This window comes from Bradyrhizobium sp. SSBR45G (assembly GCF_030159255.1).
Taxonomy (GTDB): domain Bacteria; phylum Pseudomonadota; class Alphaproteobacteria; order Rhizobiales; family Xanthobacteraceae; genus Bradyrhizobium.
Genome location: NZ_BSCT01000020.1, coordinates 85987 through 106126 on the forward strand (window position 1 = coordinate 85987; position 20140 = coordinate 106126).

At 65.7% G+C, this 20140-nt stretch carries 17 protein-coding genes; 9 read left to right on the plus strand and 8 right to left on the minus strand.

The features are described from left to right. Nucleotides 1-71 precede the first annotated feature (71 nt). Genes QQL87_RS22095 through QQL87_RS22105 form a run of 3 tightly spaced genes read left to right on the plus strand, consistent with a single transcriptional unit; the run spans nucleotide 72 to nucleotide 2313 of the window. Entirely contained in the window at nucleotides 72-623 is a 552-nt protein-coding gene (locus QQL87_RS22095) for an Mpo1-like protein (RefSeq protein ID WP_284420767.1), read from the plus strand. Further along, nucleotides 623-1648 (plus strand): NAD-dependent epimerase/dehydratase family protein, encoded by a 1026-nt coding sequence (locus QQL87_RS22100; RefSeq protein ID WP_284420769.1) that lies wholly within the window; start codon nucleotides 623-625, stop codon nucleotides 1646-1648. The genes QQL87_RS22095 and QQL87_RS22100 overlap by 1 nt, the downstream gene beginning before the upstream one ends. A gap of 41 nt (nucleotides 1649-1689) precedes the next feature. Further along, nucleotides 1690-2313, plus strand: coding sequence for a methyltransferase family protein (locus QQL87_RS22105; protein ID WP_284420771.1), 624 nt, complete (start codon nucleotides 1690-1692; stop codon nucleotides 2311-2313). Nucleotides 2314-2326: 13 nt separating this feature from the next. Here QQL87_RS22105 and QQL87_RS22110 read toward each other — a convergent pair whose 3' ends face one another. Together QQL87_RS22110 and QQL87_RS22115 are read right to left on the minus strand one after the other, a co-directional pair. Further along, nucleotides 2327-3358 (minus strand): alpha/beta fold hydrolase, encoded by a 1032-nt coding sequence (locus tag QQL87_RS22110; protein ID WP_284420773.1) that lies wholly within the window; start codon nucleotides 3356-3358, stop codon nucleotides 2327-2329. 117 nt (nucleotides 3359-3475) lie between these two features. Further along, on the minus strand, nucleotides 3476-4210 hold the full coding sequence (locus QQL87_RS22115; RefSeq protein ID WP_284420774.1) for a hypothetical protein: 735 nt from the start codon (nucleotides 4208-4210) through the stop codon (nucleotides 3476-3478). Nucleotides 4211-4490: 280 nt separating this feature from the next. On the opposite strand from QQL87_RS22115, the gene QQL87_RS22120 reads away from it, so the two are divergent. Together QQL87_RS22120 and QQL87_RS22125 are read left to right on the plus strand one after the other, a co-directional pair. Next, entirely contained in the window at nucleotides 4491-5411 is a 921-nt protein-coding gene (locus tag QQL87_RS22120; RefSeq protein ID WP_284420776.1) for an ABC transporter ATP-binding protein, read from the plus strand. Further along, entirely contained in the window at nucleotides 5408-6169 is a 762-nt protein-coding gene (locus QQL87_RS22125) for an ABC transporter permease (protein WP_284420777.1), read from the plus strand. The genes QQL87_RS22120 and QQL87_RS22125 overlap by 4 nt, the downstream gene beginning before the upstream one ends. Before the next feature lie 30 nt (nucleotides 6170-6199). Here QQL87_RS22125 and QQL87_RS22130 read toward each other — a convergent pair whose 3' ends face one another. Further along, a complete protein-coding gene (locus tag QQL87_RS22130) occupies nucleotides 6200-6550 on the minus strand; it encodes a hypothetical protein (protein WP_284420778.1) in 351 nt (116 codons plus the stop codon). A 329-nt stretch (nucleotides 6551-6879) separates the two neighbouring features. Between QQL87_RS22130 and QQL87_RS22135 the strand changes: the two genes are divergently transcribed. Beyond that, nucleotides 6880-7677 (plus strand): L,D-transpeptidase, encoded by a 798-nt coding sequence (locus tag QQL87_RS22135; RefSeq protein WP_284420779.1) that lies wholly within the window; start codon nucleotides 6880-6882, stop codon nucleotides 7675-7677. A 65-nt stretch (nucleotides 7678-7742) separates the two neighbouring features. Here QQL87_RS22135 and QQL87_RS22140 read toward each other — a convergent pair whose 3' ends face one another. The 4 genes from QQL87_RS22140 to QQL87_RS22155 form a co-directional block, all read right to left on the minus strand. Beyond that, a complete protein-coding gene (locus QQL87_RS22140) occupies nucleotides 7743-8768 on the minus strand; it encodes an ABC transporter permease (RefSeq protein ID WP_284420780.1) in 1026 nt (341 codons plus the stop codon). Continuing rightward, a complete protein-coding gene (locus QQL87_RS22145; RefSeq protein ID WP_284420781.1) occupies nucleotides 8761-10281 on the minus strand; it encodes a sugar ABC transporter ATP-binding protein in 1521 nt (506 codons plus the stop codon). The genes QQL87_RS22140 and QQL87_RS22145 overlap by 8 nt, the downstream gene beginning before the upstream one ends. A 133-nt stretch (nucleotides 10282-10414) precedes the next feature. Next, a complete protein-coding gene (locus QQL87_RS22150) occupies nucleotides 10415-11368 on the minus strand; it encodes a sugar-binding protein (RefSeq protein WP_284420782.1) in 954 nt (317 codons plus the stop codon). A 476-nt stretch (nucleotides 11369-11844) separates the two neighbouring features. After that, nucleotides 11845-14124: a spermidine synthase gene (locus tag QQL87_RS22155; RefSeq protein ID WP_284420783.1), complete on the minus strand. Its 2280-nt coding sequence runs from the start codon at nucleotides 14122-14124 to the stop codon at nucleotides 11845-11847. A gap of 211 nt (nucleotides 14125-14335) precedes the next feature. On the opposite strand from QQL87_RS22155, the gene QQL87_RS22160 reads away from it, so the two are divergent. Next, nucleotides 14336-15937 carry a phytoene desaturase family protein gene (locus QQL87_RS22160; protein ID WP_284420784.1) on the plus strand — a complete coding sequence of 534 codons (1602 nt, stop codon included), beginning with the start codon at nucleotides 14336-14338 and terminating at the stop codon, nucleotides 15935-15937. Between the two features lie 195 nt (nucleotides 15938-16132). On the opposite strand, the gene QQL87_RS22165 is transcribed toward QQL87_RS22160, so the two are convergent. Beyond that, nucleotides 16133-16297, minus strand: a complete 165-nt coding sequence (locus QQL87_RS22165) for a Flp family type IVb pilin (RefSeq protein WP_284420835.1) — start codon at nucleotides 16295-16297, stop codon at nucleotides 16133-16135. A 267-nt stretch (nucleotides 16298-16564) separates the two neighbouring features. Between QQL87_RS22165 and QQL87_RS22170 the strand changes: the two genes are divergently transcribed. After that, nucleotides 16565-17461, plus strand: a complete 897-nt coding sequence (locus tag QQL87_RS22170) for a 50S ribosomal protein L11 methyltransferase (RefSeq protein ID WP_284420785.1) — start codon at nucleotides 16565-16567, stop codon at nucleotides 17459-17461. A gap of 521 nt (nucleotides 17462-17982) precedes the next feature. Beyond that, entirely contained in the window at nucleotides 17983-19806 is a 1824-nt protein-coding gene (locus tag QQL87_RS22175; RefSeq protein WP_284420786.1) for an aminopeptidase P family protein, read from the plus strand. Nucleotides 19807-20140 lie beyond the last annotated feature (334 nt).

A 20140-nucleotide genomic window follows, 5' to 3' on the forward strand; every position in this document is an offset into this window, starting at 1 on the left:
CTTGATGGTATAGCCCGGTCTTTGCGGCTGTCGATTGAGCGGTGGCCGATCCATCGACCAGCGAGTCCGCCATGAACGCCATGTTCCGACGCCAGATGATCGACTACGTCGAATATCATCGCGATCCGCGCAACGGCCTGATGCACGTGCTCGGGATCATCCTGTTGTTCCTAGGCGCCGTGCTTCCCTTGAGCTTGTGGCATTTCGACGCGTTCGGTTTCCGGATCAGCCTTGGCGCGGTTCTGGCGCTGCCGGTGCTGCTCTATTGGCTGCTGCTTGATGCCGCACTCGGTGCCGGCATATTGGCTTTTGCCGTGCTGTTCCTTGCTGTGGCCATGATGATTTCCGACCACGTCCACGGATTTGCCCTGTGGGCTCTCTGTGCCGCGCTGGTGATCCTTGGCCTGGTGTCGCAGGCCGTCGGCCACAAGTTCTTCGAGCGCAACAATCCGTCTCTGCTGGATCATCCGGCACATCTGTTTCTCGGCCCGATGTTCGTGATGGCGAAGTTGTACGTGGCATTAGGATTCCGGCCGTCCGTGGCCGATCTCGTGACGCCCAACTGGTCGCCGGATCGGCTCGCATCGGATTCTCTTCAAGGCGATCAGCACTCGCGTCCCTAATGAAAGTCCTCGTCACCGGCGGCAGCGGATTTATCGGACATCACCTCGTCTCTGCGCTCGCAGCCCGGGGCGCGGAGGTGCGCGTGCTCGATGTGCGCTCTCCCACCCAGCTGATCGCGGAGGTGGAGTATATCGAGGGCTCGGTGCTCGATGCGGGTCTGGTGAGGCAGGCCGTTGCGGGGATGGATCAGGTCTACCATCTCGCCGGACTGCCCGGCATGTGGATGCCGGACCGCGAGGATTTCTACCGCGTCAACTGCGTCGGCACCGAAACGGTGCTGGCGGCCGCACGGGCGAGCCGGGTCCGCCGCTTCCTGCATTGCTCGACCGAATCGATCCTGTTCGATTACCCGGGCTCGACGGGCGCCGCGTCGGCGCCCACCGCGCCGCCGGCCGATGCCATGCCGGGGGCCTACACCCGCTCCAAGGCGCTGGCCGAGGAACGCGCCATGGCGGCGGCCGCGGATGGTTTCCCCGTCGTCGTGGGCACGCCGACGATGCCGATCGGGCCGCATGACAGCAACCTGACACCGCCATCGGCGATGCTGCGGATGTTCCTCGACAGCCGCGTCCAGCTTTATCTCGATTTCATCGTCAATCTCGTCGACGTCCGCGACGTTGCGATCGGCCTGATCCTGGCGATGGAGCGCGGCAAGGTCGGCGGCCGCTACGTGTTCGGCGGCGAGAGCCTGCGGCTCAGCCGCATCCTCGAGCTGATGGCGGCGATCAGCGGCCGCAAGCATGTCGCGATCTCCGTGCCCGGCCGGCTGGCCGAACTGTCCGCGGGCCTGCTGGAATACGTCTCGGATCACCTCACCAAGCGCTGCCCCTCGGGCACCGCCGAGGGGGTGCGGATCGCCCGCTCGGCCTCGGACCTGTCGATCGACAAGGCCAAACGGGAGCTTGGCTACGCGCCCCGCCCGATCGAGCCGACTTTGCGCGAGACCATCGCCTTCCTGCTCGGTTCCGAGCAGCCCAAGCGGCTCGACGAGAAACAACACCCTTTTCGCACCGCGGCAGAATAGCTAAGAGCAGCCGGTTCAACGTCTCATAACGGTGCCAAGACATGTCCGGTGATGCCAGCCCCGTCTCGTCGTTCGCGTTCAGCGGATGGACCACCAATTGGCCCACCTCGCTGCTCGCCATCATCTGGCTGATCTGGCTCGCCAGCTGGGTCGGGGCCTCGTTCTGGTCCGGGCGCACCCGCAAGCACGTGACCGTGATCAAGACCAGCCGCTACCATGCGCTGATCGTGCTCGGCGGTATCCTGTTCACGCCCTGGACCTCGCGCCTGCTCGGCGAAAGGCCGTTCTGGACCCCGGGCGAGACCGGCGTCTATCTCCTGACCGTGGTCACGCTGGCCGGCATCGCCTTCACCTGGTGGGCGCGCATCCATCTCGGCCGCTTCTGGTCCAACGCGATCACCCACAAGGAAGGCCACAAGGTCATCGACACCGGCCCGTACGGCATGGTGCGTCACCCGATCTACACCGGCCTGATCCTCGGCATGATCGCGACCGGCATCGCCGTGGGCACGGTCAGCGCGGTGCTCGGCGCCATCCTGATCTCGCTCGGCATGGCCTGGAAGGCCAAGATGGAAGAAGTCTTCCTCGCCCAGGAGCTCGGCCCGGATTACGTCACCTACCGGCACCGCGTCCCGATGATCATCCCGTTCCTGCCGGCAGGCTGAGCGTCCTGCGAACTCACCGCCGCATCTGGGCTTCCGCAGGCGGCGGGACCGGTTGATTGACCGCCTGGGGCAGCAGGTGGCGCGGCAGGATGATGCGCTGGCCGGGCACCAGCGGCTGCGCCGCGAGGCCGCGATTGGACTGCTGCAGCGCCCAGAGCGGAACGCGATAATTGGCCGCAATCTGGTCGAGGGTCTCACCCGGCCGCACCGCCAGCGGAGTGCCGCTGTCCCACAGCTCCACCGAGACCTTCGGCGGCACCAGATAGCGCAACTGCACCGGATCGACCTCTGCCGTGGCCGAGGTCTGTGACAGCTGGCTGATCATGGTCACCAGCTGGGCATGCACATCTTCCATCTTGTCGATGTTGATGTGCGTGACCTCGTCATGGTCCTTCATGTCGAAGCTGGCGTAATGGCCGCGGAAGCCGGGCTCCGGCTTGACGTCGCCGCCGCCGAGGATGTTGTCCGACAGGAACAGGTTGATGAAGCGCTGCACGTTGGGCGGGACGCTCTTGGTCGCGTGCGCCGGATCGACCGTGACCACGAGGGCGACCGGGATGTTCTGCTCCTGCAGCGAGATCGCGATGCGGACGCTGCACAGCCCGCCCATCGAATGACCGATCAGCACGATCGGCCCCTGATCCTGGCGGTAGTTCCTGGCCACCTGCAGCGCGATCAGATCGCACAGCGTGAACTCGTAGACGCTCGCCTGGAAGCCGGCCTTCTCGACCTTCTCGGCCAGACGGTCCATGCCGGTCGAGAACAACGGACCGAGCGCGCCGCGAAACAGGTAGACCCGCGGCGGCGGCAGCGGCTGAGCCGCCTCGGGCGGACGCTCCGGCGCGGAACGGATGGCCGCGGGGGTTGGCAAGGTGGTCGCCTTGGCGGATTTGCTGGGCGCGGTGGCCGAGGCCGCTCCGGCGCGGCTGGCTTGCGGCCCGGCGGTCGCGGCGACCGCCGCGACGAGCAGCACGGCCAGCCAGCGACGGGCTGCAGCCCCGGCTGCGTCGCGCCGGTCTCTCGCGATTCGCGCCACGCTGGTCATTCGGGCTCCCGGGACAGCTGAAAGCTCAATTCAAGCAGGGTCATGTCGCCCTGCCATACCGCTTGTCACTGCCGAATGGGAGCATTTTGGGGCGCGTGGCGGCGCTCCCCGTGGCTTCTAGCGGTAACCGGTGGCGCTGGCGGCGCGCTGCGGAGCCGCCATGCGGGTGGGCGGCGACGCTCCCGGACGGCCCTTGCCGCCGAACACGACCGAGTCGATCGCGCCGATCACCTTCTGCTGCATGACCTGGTTCTTCTCGATGGTGATGTGTCCGACGCCGGGAACCGTCGCGACGTCCACATTCTCGAGCTTGCCGCGGAAGCCGTCGTCACGGCGAACCGGCTCGCCGGCGCCGCTGGCAATGTAGAAATTGATGTAGCGCTCGGCATTGCCGCCGACGAGCTTGGTCTTGAACACCGAGTCGAGACCGATCGCGAGCTTCACCGGCACGCCGAGCTGGCCGAGCTTGTTGATCATGTCCGGCAGGGCAGTCGCGCCCGAGGAATGGCCGACAAGGATGATGGTCTTGATCCGGCCGGACTTGTAGGCGGTGGCGGCCTCGTCGGCGAGCGACGACCACGAGACGAAATTGGCGACCGTGTTCGGGATGCCCTGCGAATCCAGCTTGGCGGCGATGTCGTCGAGCCCAAGCGAGAAGATGTTGAGCACGCCGCGCAGGAGATAGACATGCGTGGTGCTGGCGGCGCTGGCCGCGGCCTGGCTGGGGGCCGCGCGCACCGATCCGGTCCCGAGCGGAACGACCAGCGCCAGCGCCAGCGCGACCATGCCCAACCATCGCGCCGGCAGGCTGCGCGTCGGGGTGATGATGGTGGTGCGGAAACGTGGCGTCATCGGTCCTTCTCCACGGCGGAAATGTCGAGACGGCGGGAACCGTACAAGAGATGCTCGCAGACGCAACATGGTGCAACATCATTTGCGGCGGTTCATCGCCCGGACGTGGCAGCCCGGCAACACCCACCCGAATTGGCCATGGAAAAGCCAAGGAAGCGACATGATCTATGTCGGACCATGCGATTGCGGGACCGCCTCCCCCTTCCTATGTGTGCGCTTCCTCGCAGCTGCGCCCCTCTCATCCCCCCGCTGCTTTCCGAATCACACCGAAATCCCCGTGATGGCTCCCGTCATTTCCGTTTCCGGCCTGTCGAAGACCTATGCGTCGGGCTTCACGTCGCTAAACAACATCCATCTCGAAATCACGCGCGGCGAGATCTTCGCGCTGCTCGGCCCCAACGGCGCCGGCAAGACGACGCTGATCAGCATCATCTGCGGCATCGTCAACGCGTCCTCGGGCAAGGTCGCGGTCGGCGGTCACGACATCAACAGCGATTTCCGCGCCGCGCGGTCGCTGATCGGGCTGGTGCCGCAGGAGCTGCACACCGATTCGTTCGAGAGCGTGTGGGCGACCGTGAGCTTCAGCCGCGGCCTGTTCGGCAAGCCGAAGAACCCGGCCCTGATCGAGAAGATCCTCAAGGATCTGTCGCTCTGGGACAAGAAGGACGCCAAGATCATCACGCTGTCGGGCGGCATGAAACGCCGCGTGATGATCGCCAAGGCGCTGTCGCATGAGCCGCAGGTGCTGTTCCTGGACGAGCCGACCGCGGGCGTCGACGTCGAGCTGCGCAAGGGCATGTGGGACATCGTACGCGAGCTGAAGGCCGCAGGCGTCACCATCATCCTCACCACGCACTACATCGAGGAAGCCGAGGAGATGGCCGACCGCGTCGGCGTCATCACCAAGGGCGAGATCATCCTCGTCGAGGACAAGGCCAAGCTGATGGCCAAGCTCGGCCGCAAGCGGCTGAGCCTGCACCTGCAGCACCGGATCGACAGCATTCCCGAGGCGCTGGCGCCCTATCATCTTACGCTGTCCGAGGACGGCTGGCGGCTTGCCTACGACTACGACACCAAGGGCGAGCGCACCGGCATCACGAGCCTGCTCGGCGATCTCAGGACGGCCGGCATCCGCTTCGTCGATCTCGAGACCAAGCAATCATCCCTCGAGGACATCTTCGTCAGCCTGGTGAACCAATGAACCTGCGAGCGGTCGGCGCAATCTATCAATTCGAGATGGCGCGCACCTGGCGCACGATCCTGCAGAGCATCGTGTCCCCGGTCGTGTCGACGTCGCTCTATTTCGTGGTGTTCGGCGCCGCGATCGGCTCGCGCATCAGCGAGGTCCAGGGCGTCAGCTACGGCACCTTCATCGTCCCGGGGCTGGTGATGCTGTCGGTCCTGACCCAGAGCATCGCCAACGCCTCGTTCGGGATCTACTTCCCGAAATTCATCGGCACGATCTACGAAATCCTGTCGGCGCCGATCTCGCATGTCGAGATCGTGCTCGGCTATGTCGGCGCGGCGGCGACGAAATCGATCATTCTCGGGCTGATCATCCTGGCCACTGCGGGCCTGTTCGTGCCGTTGCACATCCAGCACCCGGTCTGGATGCTGTCGTTCCTGGTGCTGACCGCCGTGACCTTCAGCCTGTTCGGCTTCATCATCGGCATTTGGGCCGACGGCTTCGAGAAGCTGCAGATGATCCCGATGCTGGTGGTGACGCCGCTGACCTTCCTCGGCGGCAGCTTCTACTCGGTCAACATGCTGCCGCCGGCCTGGCACTCGATCGCGCTGCTGAACCCGGTCGTCTACCTGATCTCCGGCTTCCGCTGGAGCTTCTATGAGATCGCCGACGTCAGGGTCGAGATCAGCGTCGCGATGACGCTCGCGTTCCTCGCGATCTGCATGACGGTCATCTGGTGGATCTTCAAGACCGGCTACCGGCTCAAGCGCTGAGCCGGCAGTTTATCTGTTGCCATCATCGGCTCAGCGGGCGCAGTGGAAGTGCCCGTAGCCGTCGCGATAGCCGCGGCAATGATAATGGCGGTGGTAATAGGAGCGGTGCGGAATGCCGAGGACGCCCTCGACGCCGCCAACCACGCCGCCGACACCGGCACCGACCGCCCCTCCGACCACGCCTCCTACGGGACCTGCGATCCGGTTGCCTTCATGAGCGCCCTCATGGGCGCCGCGGATGATGCCCTGGGCATGGGCGAATTGCGGAAGCGCCAGCCAGGCCAGTGCGAGAAACAGCAGAGCGAGCGCTGCGAGCAGATAGGTCAGTCGCTGCGGGGCCCGGTCGTCGAGCACCGCCGTCTTGGCCTTCATCGTCAACATTTTGAATCCTGGGAACCGCATGGAGGAATGTCTGAAACGCAGATGCGGCCAAAAAGTTGCGCGGCCCCGACAATTCGGGCGGATTAGAGAGGTCCTAAACACCGGCGGCCGACGTCGACCGGTCGCGAGCCAGTCGCGAAAATGTCACCCCCGATGAACGCCCCTGCGCCTTTGCCCCGGCGGCGCCGGCCATTAAGGTTGAAGCCGCCCTTGGCTGGAACAAAGCGGGCATTTCCGACATAGTGCAGGCCCCGACGATGATCCACAGCGGTTTCGAAATCCAGTTCTGAGGTCTCGGCAAAGTCGAGGGCCTGGAGGCCAGAGGTTAGATGCGTACCATTCATTTTGCAGTTGCCGGTTTTGCCCTGCTGTTCGCCACCCCGGCTCTGGCGAAGATCGACATTACCGTCGACAAGAACAACCAGATCATGACCGTCGCCGTCGATGGCGTGGAGCGCTATCGCTGGCCGGTGTCCAGCGGCATCCCCTCGCGCGAGACGCCGAGCGGGACCTTCCGGGCCTTCCGCATGGAAGCCGATCACTACTCCAAGGAATTCGACGACGCGCCGATGCCGCACTCGATCTTCTTCACCAAGGTCGGGCATGCGATCCATGGCACCGATTCGGAGGGCCGGCTGGGCACGCCAGCCTCCCACGGCTGTGTCCGGCTGTCGAAGGCGAACGCCACGACGCTCTACGACCTCGTGCAGAAGGATGGCGTGCTCAACACCACGGTCACCTTGACCGGATCGGCTGAGGTGGCGCTGGCGCGCAATCCGCGCCGCGGCACGGCGGTCGCGCGCCGCGAGGTGCCGCAGCAGCAGTATGACGACAATGGTGAGCCGGTGGTGCTGACGCCACAGCCGCAATTGCTGCCGGGCCGGCAGGCCGTCCCGCCGCAGCAGCGCCCGGATGACGGCTACATCTATCCGGCTGATGGCAGCGATAATGGCGTCCGCTATCCGGCGCCGCGCGGCGCACGCCGCGTTTATGACGCGCAGGCCTATCCCCAGCAGCAGCAGCCACAATACTACTACGACAGCAGCAATCCGAGTTATGCGCAGCCACGTTACTACCAGCCGCGGCCCTCTTACCAGCCGCGCGGCTTTTATACCTACCAGGACTGATCCCGCCTGAAGCCTGATGAGGACCCGTCCTCGCGGCCCCCATCAGCAGCACAATGCAAATCAGCTCATTCGGCGCTGGCGCGCTCCAGGGTCGCCGACGCCGGATCGGCGGCGGCCTGGCCCCGCGCGACCGGCACATGCTTGCGCCGCTGCACGAGATACTGGTCGGCCAGCACGCCGATCAGGATGACCGTCCCCATCACGGCGAAATTCAACGAGCTAGGAATTCCGAGCAGGTTGACCAGGTTCTGCAGCACCTGCAGCAGGATCGTGCCGAGCACGACGCCGATGACCGAGCCTTCGCCGCCGCGCAGCGAGCAGCCGCCGAGCACGGCCGCCGCAATCGCGTACAGCTCGTAGAACGAGCCATGGACGGCCGGTGAGATCGAGCGGGTGTACATCGCGATGAGGACCGCGGCGAGTGCCGTCAACCCGCCGCAGATCACATAGGCTGCGATCACGACGCGATCGGAGCGGATGCCGGAATAGCGCGCCGCCTCCTCGTTCTTGCCGACCGCGTAGAGGTAGCGGCCGAACACCGAGCGATGCAGCACCACCCAGGCGATCGTGGTGACGATCGCCAGCGCCACCACGCTGTGCGGCAGCGGAAAGCCGAGCACGTTGGTCCGGCCCGTCGCCAGCCATTCGAGCATCGGGAAGCTGGCGCCAAAACCGAACCCGGCGGTGGCATCCTCCGTGTAGTAGCGCGCCGCGCCGCGATAGATCAAAAGCCCGCACAGCGTCACCACGAAGGGCTGGATCTTCATCTTGGTGACCAGCGTGCCGTGCGCGGCCCCGATCGCAAGTCCGCCTGCGATGATCAGCGCGAGGGCCAGCATCCAGTTGACGTCATGGTTGACGATCAGGTCGATGAACAGCACGCCGAGCAGCGCGATCACCGAGCCGACCGACAGCTCGATGCCGCCGATGATGATGACGCAGGCTTCCGCGATGGAGAAGATGCCGAACATCCCGATCTGGTTGGCGGTGTTCGACAGGTTGCCGGCGTACAGGAAACGCGGGTTGATGAGGGCGACGACCGTGCCGACCACCAGAATCAGGACCAGCAGGCTCAGATCTTTCTTACGCACGGTCCCTCACCTCGATCGTTTCGCCCACGGCAAGCTTCAGCACATGGTGTTCGCTGAACTCGCTGCGCTCCAGAAAGCCTGAAATCGCGCCCTCGTGCATCACCGCAATCCGGTCGCTCACCCCGATCACCTCCTCCATGTCGCTCGAGATCATCAGGATGGCCACGCCGGCATCTGTCAGGCGACGCAGCATGTCGTAGATCTCCTGCTTGGCCCCGACATCGACGCCGCGGGTCGGCTCGTCGAAGATCAGGACGCGCGGCCGCATCGACAGCCATTTGGCGAGCACGACCTTCTGCTGATTGCCGCCGGACAGCGCTGCGGCCAAGGTCGCCACGTCCGGTGCGCGGATCTTGAGGCGCTCGCGCAGCGCGTTCGCATTCCCCGTCTCGCGCTCGGTGTCCACCAGGAACCAGCGCAAATAGGATGCGAGGTCGGGCAGCGAGATGTTCTCGGCGATCGAGAGGTCGAGCAGCAGGCCGCAGGCCTTGCGGTCCTCCGGAATCAAATAGATGCCGTGCGCGATCGCCGCGCGCGGCGTGGCGATGTGGATCGGCACGCCGTCCAGCTGGATCGCGCCGCCCCGAAGCGGATCGACGCCGAACACCGCGCGCGCAAGCTCGGTGCGGCCGGAGCCGACCAGCCCGGCAAGACCGAGGATTTCGCCGCGACGGAGCTGGAGGCTGACGACCCGCCCCGGATAGGTCTCGGTGACGGCGTCGACGATGTCGAGCACGGTGTCGCCCGGAGGCGCTGCCGGCGGCACGTAGAGCGATTTGAGATCGCGCCCGATCATCAGCCGGATCATCGCCGCCGGCGTGAGCTCGGAGCGCGCCAGCGCGCCGACCATGCGCCCGTCGCGCAGCACCATCGCGCGATCGGCGCATTGCTGCACCTCGTTCAGCCGGTGCGTGATGAAGATGACGCTGACGCCCTCCGCCTTCAGGCCGGCGATCACCTGCATCAGCCGGTCCGTCTCGGTCAAGGTCAGGCTGGAGGTCGGCTCGTCCATGATGACGAGGCGGGCATCGAGCGACAGCGCCTTGATGATCTCGACCAGCTGGCGCTGGGCCAGCGACAGCGAGGCCAATGGCGCATCGGCGGCGAAGTCCGCCCCCAGGCGTGCGAGCAGCGGCTGCACCTTGGCGTGGAGCCGCTTGCGATCGATCAGTTTCAACGGGCCGCCAAAGACCGGCTCGCGGCCGATGAAGACGTTGGCGGCAACGTCCAGATTGTCGAACAGGTTGAGCTCCTGGTGGACGAAGGCGATCCCGGCCTTGATCGCATCCGTGACGCTCAGCGTCCGCCGCTCGCTTCCGTCGACCCGGATGAAACCGCCGCTCGGCTCGACGACGCCGCCGAGCACGCGCATCAAGGTCGATTTTCCCGCGCCATTCTCGCCGACCAGCGCGATCACCTCGCCGGGCGCAACAGAGAAGCTGACGTGGTCGAGCGCGACCACGCCGGGATAGATCTTGCTGATGTCGACCAGTTCGAGAAACGGCTCTGCCATATGGGGCTGCATTCAGGACCGACGTCGCCAGCGGGACGGGACCGATCGCAAACCCAACCGGCGGAGATCATCCGCCGGTTGGGTTGCTTTCGAGGGCCGGACTGGGGGCAGTGCCGGCGCTCCCTTACGTCTTCTACTTCTGCAGCATCTGCTTCATCTGGCCCATGAAGTCGGCGACATTCGATTTGTCGATGACCTTGCCGGGCACGATGATGATGCCATTCGCCGGAATTCCGGACTTGTCGCCTTCGATGGCTTTCGCCATCAGCTTCATGCCCTGATAGCCCCACTCGAACGGCTGCTGCACCACGGTGCCGACGATGCTGCCCTCGTTGACGCCGCCGAGCGTGATCGGATCCTCGTCGAAGCCGATGATCTTGATCTTGTCGAGCTTGCCGGCCTCCTTCAACACCTCGTAGATGCGCGGCGTGTTGTAGGAGTAGAAGCCGACGAGACAGCTGACATCGGGCATCTTGGCCAGGATGTCCTCGACATTGCGCTTGGCGCGGGTCTGGTCGATCTCGTCGCCGCGGACGTCGACCAGCTCGACCTTGGAGCCCTTGATGGTCTCCTTCACGCCTTCGATGCGCTCGCGCGCATTGTCGGCGCCGGGCAGGCCGACGAAGCCGACGCATTTGCCGCCGTTCGGCAGCGCCTTGAGCATCAGCTTGCCGGCGTCCTTGCCGAGCTCGGTGTTCGAGGAGCCGATATAGGCGATGCGCTTCGATTGCGGAGCGTCGCTGTCGGTGGTGAAGAGCACGGTCTGGGCGGCGACCTTGTTGAGGTGCTCGGTCTGGTTCTTCGGATCGACCGCGCTCACCATGATTCCGGCGGCGCCGGCTGCGACGAGGTCATCGAGCATCCGCTGCTGCACGGCGGCTGCGGCCTGCTCGGGATATTTGAGCTGAAGGCTGTAATTGGGCAGTTCGCCCTGCGCCTTCTTCACGCCGGCCTCGGCGATCTTCCAGAAATCGGACGCACCATTGACCACGAAGGCGAGCACCTTCTTGTCTGCGGCCGCCGCCGAGCCGACACCGAGCGCCATCGACAACAACGCAGACGCACCGGCAATCCAAAGACGCTTCATCGAACCCCTCCCATTTGAAGCCGGCGCTTTGATGCGGCCGGCATTTTTCTACGCACGAAAGACAGTCTTGCCCGAGAGCAGAGGCTCCCGCCGGGACAGGACAGCATCTCCAAGTCTGGACAGCATCGAGCGATGGTTTCGCTCCGGAAAGCGAGATCGAACCGCCCGTCGTCGCTGAGATCAACTGAGATTTGCCGCGCCGGCGCCCAGATGAGGGGCGCACCTCAAGGTAGCATGGTCATGACAGGCACGCAACAGACGCCCGCGCAGAAAGCACGAAAATGCAGCATTTTGCGATGCCGCAAGCTCGACTGAGAGGCCGCATGCCTTGGTGATTGATGCCGCAATGCAACCCAAGCTCGCGCCCAGGCGAGGCACGCACCTCTTGATTCATACACCCCGGCCGCACGGCCTCGTGCATTCCTGGCCACGCTGGTCGAGCGGACAAGCCCGCAACGGACGCGCGATCTCGCCCGCTACTCGCCGTCGCGCAGCCGCCGGTACACCGCGCCGAGAATGTTGGAATAATCGTCGGTCCAGACCCGCTCGCCATCGGTCGGCTCGGTCTCGGTCCATTTGTCCGAGGATGCGAGCTTGCCGACATCGGCCTCCTCGCGCGCGCTGATCACGACGTCGGTCGAGAAGATGTACTCGTCGTCGCGGCCGGAGTCCTCGTTATAGACCCAGCTCTTCATGTCATTGGCGTCGGCGATGCCGACGACGACGCTCTCCAGCTCGAGATGGCGGTTGGAGACGTGCATGACGACAGCGCCCTGCGGCGCCAGCTTGGCCTTGTAGATCGCCATCGCCTCCTCGGTCGCGAGATGAATCGGAATCGCATCCGACGAATAGGCATCGACGATGATCAGGTCATAGGCGCCGTCCGGCTCCTTGGCGAAGGTCAGCCGGGCATCACCGATGACCGGCTTGAAATCAGGCGCGCAGTTCCTGATGTAGCTGAAATATTTCGGATCGCTGGCGGTATCGACCATGGTCTGGTCGATCTCGAAATAGCTCCAGCTCTCGCCGGGCTCGGCCGCGCAGGTCAGCGTGCCGGCACCGACGCCGATCACGGCGACCTTGAGCGGCGCGCCCTTGCGCTCGCGGATCGCGCTGATGGCGCGGCCGATGCCGCCATCCTTGTGGTAGTAGGTGATCGGCTCGGGCCGGCCGGTGACCTTGGAGCCGTCGGCGTTGAGATATTTCTGCGCGCCATGGATCGTCGTGCCGTGCATCAGCACGTGATAGTGGCCATCGGAGGTCACCACGATCTTGTGCACGCCGAAGAAGCTGCGCACCGTCTCGACGCGGCCGTCGTCGGCCGGATAGGCGCGGATCAGGATCAGCGCGAGCGCCGCGGTCGCGAACAGCTTCCAGCGGCCGCCGTTGAGCAGCAGCGCGAGCAGCGCCCCGAGCACGCCTACCGCGCCGGCGACATAGACGCGATGATCCTCGAGATAGGCCGTGACCTTGCCGGTCATGCCGGCCGGCACCAGCAGCGCAATTGCGATGCCAGCCAGCGCGATCCAGTACCAGCGCGTGAGCTGCGGCAGCCGCTCGGTGACCGCCGGGCGGCACAGCGCCGCCAGCGCGAGCAGGATCGGATATTCCGCGACCCACGAGAAGGTGTAGGGCGCGATCAGCCCGGCGAACAGGCCGCCGACCATGCCGCCGAACGACAGCGCGACGTAGAAGCCGGTGAGATATTTCGCCGGCGGGCGCGTGCGCGCGAGCTCGCCATGACAGGCCATCGCGATCAGGAAGAAGCACAGCTGATGGCCGCCGAGCGTGAGCGCGAGATTCTGCTCGCCGCCGAAGGCGAGCAGCACGACAACGCCGGCGATCGCGACCGGCTGCAGCGCCAGCATCCATTTGTGCGGCAGCAGCGGGCGCGACTGGAACACCAGCACCCAGGTGAGCAAATAGAGCGACAGCGGCAGCACCCACAGCAGCGGCGCGGCCGCGACGTCGGTCGAGATGTGCGCGGTCACTGCGATCAGGAGACCCGAGGGCACGGCGGCCAGGAAGATCCAGCGCAGGCGCAGCAGCCAGCGCGGCGCGCGCGCGGCGCTGTCATCGGCTTGCAGCAGACTGGCAACGGTGACGGGGGAGCGCAGCAGCAGCACGCCACAGCCGGCGATCAGCGCGATCAGCACGCCATACCCGCCGGTCCAGATCAGGTTCTGCACGCGCAGGCTGAAGATCGGCTCGATCACGAGCGGATAGGACAGCAGCGCCAGGAAGCTGCCGATGTTCGACGACGCATAGAGGAAGTACGGATCAGGCCCGGCCGGGTGACCGGTGCGGACGAACCAGGCCTGCAGCAGCGGATTGTTGGCGGCGAGCGCGAAGAACGGCAGGCCGATCGACGCCGCGAACAGGCCGAGCAGCCAGAGCGCATAGCCCGATGTCGGCGGATCGCCCCAATGGCCCGCGATCGACAGCGGCAGGCTGAGCAGCGCGAAGCCGAGCAGCAGCAGATGGATCGCGATCGGGATCACCCGGCTGCGCAGCTGGGTGAGGACATGCGCATACGCATAGCCGGCGAGCAGCAGCGCCTGGAAGAACACCATCGCCACCGACCACACCGCCGGCGAACCGCCGAGCCGCGGCAGCACCATCTTGGTGAACAGCGGCTGCACCGAGAACAGCAGCAGCGCGCTGACGAAGATCGCGGCGGTATAGACGACGAGGACCAGCCGGTTGCGGGCGGCGGAGGGCTGAGCGACGGCGGCGGACGAGGCGATTGAGGTCATGACAACTCCAGCAGCGGCGCGGCCGGCGTCAGGTGAGCAGGCCAGACCGCGACGTGCAGACGACACATAGCGGATCGAAGGGCGGTATGGCGAGCAGCTGCGGCAAAACCGAGTTCCCCTTGACGCGGCGCCGCTCCGGGGCGACAGCACGAGGCGAGGTTCCCGAACGACAGGCAGCTTCGGTCATTAATCAGGGCTTTTTGAAGCGGACATGAACGAAACCGACGTCATCATCATCGGTGCAGGCCATAACGGCCTGACCTGCGCGGCCTATCTCGCGATGGCGGGCCTGCGGGTGCATGTGGTCGAGCGCCGCAACGTCGTCGGGGGCGCCGCCGTCACGGAGGAATTTCATCCCGGCTTCCGCAACTCGGTCGCGTCCTACACGGTGAGCCTGCTCAATCCGCGCGTGATCACCGACCTCCGGCTGCACGACCATGGCCTTGAGATCGTCGAGCGCCGCGCGCAGAATTTTCTTCCCGCCCCCGATGGCCGCTATCTCCTGACCGGCGAGGGCCGCACGCACGGATCCGTCGCGCGTCTCAGCGGGCGCGACGCGGAGGCGATCGGCCCATTCTCGGCGCGGCTGGAGGCGATTGCGGATGTGCTGCGCAGCCTGGTGCTGCGGGCGCCGCCGAATCTCGTTCCTCAATTCGGCTTCGCCGCGATCCGCGAGACGTTCAACGCGCTCGGCACCGCCAACACGCTGCGGGCGCTGTCGCTGGAGCAGCAGCGCGACCTGCTCGACCTGTTCACGCGCTCGGCCGGCGAGATGCTGGATGAGATCTTCGAGACCGACCTGGTGAAGGCGCTGTTCGGATTCGACGCCATCGTCGGCAATTTTGCCAGCCCCTACGCCGCCGGCTCGGCCTATGTGATGCTGCATCACGCCTTCGGCGAGGTGAACGGCAAGAAGGGCGTCTGGGGCCACGCCATCGGCGGCATGGGCGCGATCACGCAGGCCATGGCGCGCGCCCTGAAGGAGCTGGGGACACTGATCGAGGTGGACTCGGGCGTCCGCGAGGTGATCGTCGAGCGCGACCGCGCCACAGGCGTCGTGCTGGAGAACGGCCGCACCCTTCGCGCCCGTTATGTCGTCGCCAACGTCAATCCCAAGCTGCTCTATACGCGGCTGGTCCCGGAGGGCGCCCTGCCCGCGGCGTTCCTGGGCAGGATCCGCAACTGGCGCAACGGGTCGGGAACGTTCCGCATGAACGTGGCGCTGAGCCGTCTGCCCTCGTTCAACGCCCTGCCGGGCGAAGGCGATCATCTCTCGGCCGGGATTATCCTGGCGCCCAGCCTCGGCTACATGGACCAGGCCTATCTGGATGCCCGCGCCCAAGGCTGGAGCCGCGATCCCGTCGTCGAGCTGCTGATCCCCTCCACGCTGGATGCGACGCTTGGGCCTCCGGGGCAGCACGTCGCCAGCCTGTTCTGCCAGCATGTCGCGCCGGAGCTGCCTGACGGCCGCTCCTGGGACGATCATCGCGACGAGGTCGCCGACCTGATGATCGCGACCGTCGATCGCTACGCCCCGGGATTTGCGGCCAGCGTCCTTGGCCGGCAGGTGCTGTCGCCGCTCGACCTCGAGCGGCAGTTCGGCCTGCTCGGCGGCGACATCTTCCATGGCGCGCTGACCCTGAACCAGCTGTTCTCGGCCCGCCCGATGCTGGGGCATGCCGATTACCGCTCACCGCTCAAGGGTCTGTATCATTGCGGCGCCGGCAGCCACCCCGGCGGCGGCGTCACCGGGGCGCCCGGCCACAACGCCGCACAGGCGATCCTGGCCGACGAACGCGCCCTGTTCAACTGAGGACAGCCGGTGGACAGGCTGTCAGCAGCTCTGTCAGAAAGCCGTGCATAACCCGTCCTGCAGGCTGTGGGAAAACCGTGTGGAAGGCTGTGCGCAACCGGTCGAGACATTGTGGACCGGCGGCAAACGTCCGGCTGAACGAAAAAACCGGGCACAGCGGCCCGGTCCTTCGAGAACGCCGCTTCGGAAGGCAGATTACTTGAGGGAGGAGTTGATCGAATCGAACTTGCTGCTCATCGAGCTGCCCAGTCCGTTGACCGCCGCGATGATCGCCAGCGAAATGCCGGCTGCGATCAAGCCGTATTCAATGGCGGTGGCGCCGGATTCATTGCGCAAAAACTTCAAGACAATGGTCTTCATCTCTACCTCGTTTCCCAACCCAGGAACCAAGATGGGTTCGGTTCCCATGGCCGGAACTGTAGGAGGTAAGAACCTAAGGTTGGTATAATCAGGCCTTTTCAACTCTTCGCACTTTTTGCGGCAATTCCCGTGCAACTTTTAAATGCATGGTCTCGACCGGAAATAACAACCGAAAGCTGCGTCGAATCGGCAGGTTCCGTTCTAAGAGCTTGCACTGGCGGTGAGATTGCTTAACCACGCCGTCAAAATGAGCCCGGATCGATCCAGATGACATCAGCCCTGCCGCCTGCGACCCACAAAGCGAGCTTCACTGTCGCCGATGAAGCGACCGCGCGCCCGGCGGTGGATGTCCTGACCGAGGTGTTTTTCGAGGGGGATGCGGCAGTAGCCGCCTTCGAGCGCCCGGACGGGCTATGGGACGTCACCGTGCATTTCGCCGACCCGCCTGACCAGGCGCTGGTGCGCGAGCTCGTCGGAGGGGCGGCCGGCCTCGAGGCGGCCGAGAGCCTGACGTTCGACGTGGTCGAAGCCAGGGACTGGGTCAAGGCCAGTCTGGACGACCTCGTCCCCGTGCCGGCCGGACGCTTCATGGTTCACGGCGCGCACGACCGGCCACGCGTGCCGGCCAACAAGCTCGGCATCGAGATCGAGGCGGCGCTTGCTTTCGGCACCGGCCATCACGGCACCACCCGCGGCTGCCTGCTGCTGCTCGACCACGTCCTGAAGCGTCAGGCGCCGCAGCGGGTGCTGGACCTCGGCACCGGCACGGGCGTGCTCGCGATCGCGGCCGCCAAGGCGACCCACCGGTCCGTGCTGGCCAGCGACATCGATGCGCCGTCCGTGAAGGTCGCGCGGGACAATGCCCGGCTCAACGGCGCAGGCCCGCTGGTTCAGGTGATCCGCGCCACCGGCTTTGCGGCGGCGGAATTTGCCGAAGCCGGCCCATTCGACCTGGTGCTGGCGAACATTCTCGCCAATCCGCTGCGGCAGCTGGCGGCACCGATGCAGCGCCACCTCGCGCGGGGCGCCTATGTAATCCTGTCCGGCCTGTTGACCCCGCAGGCGCGCGGCGTCCTCGCCGCGTATCGCGCACGCGGCCTGGTTCCGGTCCGGCATCTGATAATCGAGGGCTGGAGCAGCCTGTTGCTGCAGAAGAGAGAATAACAGCGGAACTAGCTCGAGGCGATGGACCGAAGCTGTCGGCCGGAGGCTGCAAACCGGCTCGTGTCAACGGGATGGCGAAAACTGCGGAGGGCGAAAACTGCGGAGGTCTACGTCTTGGGCTGGCCTTGTTGCGCGCCCGGATCCGACTTGTCACGAGGACGCCGAAGCCGTGGTTCGACGAGACGGTTGACGAGATCGGCCAGCGCGCTGCGCGGTTTCTCGACGGGTGCAGGGGCCGGTGCGCGTGGCGTCGGCGCCGACAATTTCTCAAAGGTAAAAGCAGGCATCGTGCATCCCCTCGCCATTGAGTTGAGGCACTCCCCGGATTGTGTGGCCGTGGCCGATCTTTACGATCATGGCCAACACATCCATACGTTTCCTCGCCGCATCTCTTTCGGATGACCGGCAAATGACAGCAAATCTTTTTGCACCGGCGAATGCAAGGAGATTCTTCGTGCACTGCACCGCTCGCTGGACGAGTATCTGCCGCAGACGAGACCCAAGCCTAAAGTATGAGACCCATGTTCGAAGCCCTGTTCCAGACGTTCGAAGAACCCGAAACCGGTGTCGCACTGACGGCACGACTGGCCGCTCTCCGCGAGGAACTCGCGCGGCGCAGGCTCACCGGCTTCATCGTGCCGCGCGCGGACCAGCAGCAGAATGAATATGTGCCGCCGTCCGAGGAACGGCTGGCGTGGCTGAGCGGCTTCACCGGCTCGGCCGGGCTGGCGATCGTGCTGCCGCAACACGCCGCGATCTTCGTCGATGGCCGCTACACATTGCAGGCTGGCAAGCAGGTCGATGGCAAGGCGTGGACGGTGGAATCGCTGATCGAGCCGCCGCCGGAAAGCTGGCTGACGGGCCATCTGCAGAGCGGCGACCGGGTCGGCTTCGATCCGTGGCTGCATACGACGGCGGCGGCCGAGCGCTTCGCGGCCGCCTGCGTCAAGGCGGGCGCCGAGCTCGTGCCCGTCGACACCAATCCGATCGACAGCATCTGGACCGAGCGCCCGCTGCCGCCGCTCGGCGCCGTGTCCATCCATGGCGCGGAATTGTCCGGCGAGAGCGAGGCAGACAAGCTCGATCGCATCCGCAAGGAGGTCGAGCGGCTCGGCGTCGAGGCGCTGGTGCTGTCGGATTCGCACAACGTCGCATGGACCTTCAACATCCGCGGCAGCGATGTCTCGCACACGCCGCTGCCGCTGTCCTACGCCGTCGTGCCGAAGAGCGGACGGCCGACGATCTTCATCGATTCCCGCAAGCTCTCGAACCTCACGCGTGATCATCTCGAGCAATGTGCCGAGGTGGCGGAGCCGGACGCGCTGACGCCGCGCCTGACGGAGCTCGCGCAATCCGGTGCCGCCATTGCGCTGGACAGCGCCACGGCGGCGGATGCGCTGACGCGGCTGATCCAGGGCGCGGGCGGCAAGCCGGTGCGCGGCGCCGATCCGGTCAGCCTGCTCAAGGCCGCCAAGAACGCGATCGAGATCGAAGGCACGCGCCGCGCGCACCAGCGCGATGCCGTGGCCCTGGCACGCTTCCTGGCCTGGATCGATCGCGAGGCGCCCAAGGGCACGCTGACCGAGATCGACGCCGTGGAGGCGCTGGAAAGCTTTCGCCGCGACACCGGCGCGCTCAAGGACGTCTCGTTCCCGACGATCTCCGGCACCGGCCCCAACGGCGCCATCGTGCATTATCGCGTCACCCGCAAGAGCAACCGCCGCATCATGCCGGGCGATCTCCTGCTGATCGATTCCGGCGCGCAGTATGAGGACGGCACCACCGACGTCACCCGCACGATCGCCGTGGGCTCGCCGACCGAGGAAATGCGCGACCGCTTCACCCGCGTGCTGCGCGGTCATCTGGCGATCGCGCGCGCGCTGTTTCCTGACGGCGCCACCGGCGCCCAGCTCGACACGCTGGCGCGGCAGTTCCTGTGGCAGGCCGGCATCGATTTCGAGCACGGCACCGGCCACGGCGTCGGCAGCTATCTGTCGGTGCATGAGGGGCCGGCGCGGATTTCGAAGCTCGGCACCACGCCCTTGAAGCGCGGCATGATCCTGTCCAACGAGCCCGGCTACTACAAGACCGACGCCTTCGGCATCCGCATCGAGAATCTCGAGCTGGTGGTGGCAAAGGACATCGCCGGCGCCGAAAAGCCGATGAACGGATTCGAGGCGCTGACCTTGGCGCCGATCGATCGCCGGCTGATCGACGTGACGATGCTGAGTGCCGACGAGCGGGCCTGGCTCGATGCCTATCATGCGAGAGTCGCCGAGATCGTTCGGCCGGCACTGGACGAAGCCGACCAGCACTGGCTCGATCAGGCGACCGCGCCGCTCTAGCGACCCGACCACGGAATGTAGGGTGGGCAAAGGCGCGGCCCTGCCCTCTCCTCGATCAAGGACGCTGTGGCGCCGTGCCCACCATGTTGCGGCTAATCCGCTGAGAGACGGTGGGCACGCTGCCGCCTAGCGGCGGCCGCTTTGCCCACCCTACCGAACTTCACGACCGCTGGTGAGCTATCGCCGTCTCCGGATACTGACTGAGCAAACGCCGGACGGCGTGATAGCCGATCCTGATTGCAACTGTCCCGCTCCCGGTATGGGCTCATGCGGAAACAGGCATTTCCGTGACGTGGAAGGTCGCTACAGTCGGTCCGGTCCAAACTATACGAGC

What these genes read in the sequence shown, in the direction of transcription:
- QQL87_RS22170 (WP_284420785.1), top strand. Translation starts at nt 16,565, where the DNA reads ATGACATCAGCCCTGCCGCCTGCGACCCACAAAGCGAGCTTCACTGTC.
- QQL87_RS22115 (WP_284420774.1), bottom strand. Translation starts at nt 4,210, where the DNA reads ATGACGCCACGTTTCCGCACCACCATCATCACCCCGACGCGCAGCCTG.
- QQL87_RS22150 (WP_284420782.1), bottom strand. Translation starts at nt 11,368, where the DNA reads ATGAAGCGTCTTTGGATTGCCGGTGCGTCTGCGTTGTTGTCGATGGCG.
- QQL87_RS22155 (WP_284420783.1), bottom strand. Translation starts at nt 14,124, where the DNA reads ATGACCTCAATCGCCTCGTCCGCCGCCGTCGCTCAGCCCTCCGCCGCC.
- QQL87_RS22175 (WP_284420786.1), top strand. Translation starts at nt 17,983, where the DNA reads ATGTTCGAAGCCCTGTTCCAGACGTTCGAAGAACCCGAAACCGGTGTC.
- QQL87_RS22105 (WP_284420771.1), top strand. Translation starts at nt 1,690, where the DNA reads ATGTCCGGTGATGCCAGCCCCGTCTCGTCGTTCGCGTTCAGCGGATGG.
- QQL87_RS22095 (WP_284420767.1), top strand. Translation starts at nt 72, where the DNA reads ATGAACGCCATGTTCCGACGCCAGATGATCGACTACGTCGAATATCAT.
- QQL87_RS22130 (WP_284420778.1), bottom strand. Translation starts at nt 6,550, where the DNA reads ATGTTGACGATGAAGGCCAAGACGGCGGTGCTCGACGACCGGGCCCCG.
- QQL87_RS22165 (WP_284420835.1), bottom strand. Translation starts at nt 16,297, where the DNA reads ATGAAGACCATTGTCTTGAAGTTTTTGCGCAATGAATCCGGCGCCACC.
- QQL87_RS22120 (WP_284420776.1), top strand. Translation starts at nt 4,491, where the DNA reads ATGGCTCCCGTCATTTCCGTTTCCGGCCTGTCGAAGACCTATGCGTCG.
- QQL87_RS22160 (WP_284420784.1), top strand. Translation starts at nt 14,336, where the DNA reads ATGAACGAAACCGACGTCATCATCATCGGTGCAGGCCATAACGGCCTG.
- QQL87_RS22110 (WP_284420773.1), bottom strand. Translation starts at nt 3,358, where the DNA reads ATGACCAGCGTGGCGCGAATCGCGAGAGACCGGCGCGACGCAGCCGGG.
- QQL87_RS22145 (WP_284420781.1), bottom strand. Translation starts at nt 10,281, where the DNA reads ATGGCAGAGCCGTTTCTCGAACTGGTCGACATCAGCAAGATCTATCCC.
- QQL87_RS22100 (WP_284420769.1), top strand. Translation starts at nt 623, where the DNA reads ATGAAAGTCCTCGTCACCGGCGGCAGCGGATTTATCGGACATCACCTC.
- QQL87_RS22135 (WP_284420779.1), top strand. Translation starts at nt 6,880, where the DNA reads ATGCGTACCATTCATTTTGCAGTTGCCGGTTTTGCCCTGCTGTTCGCC.
- QQL87_RS22125 (WP_284420777.1), top strand. Translation starts at nt 5,408, where the DNA reads ATGAACCTGCGAGCGGTCGGCGCAATCTATCAATTCGAGATGGCGCGC.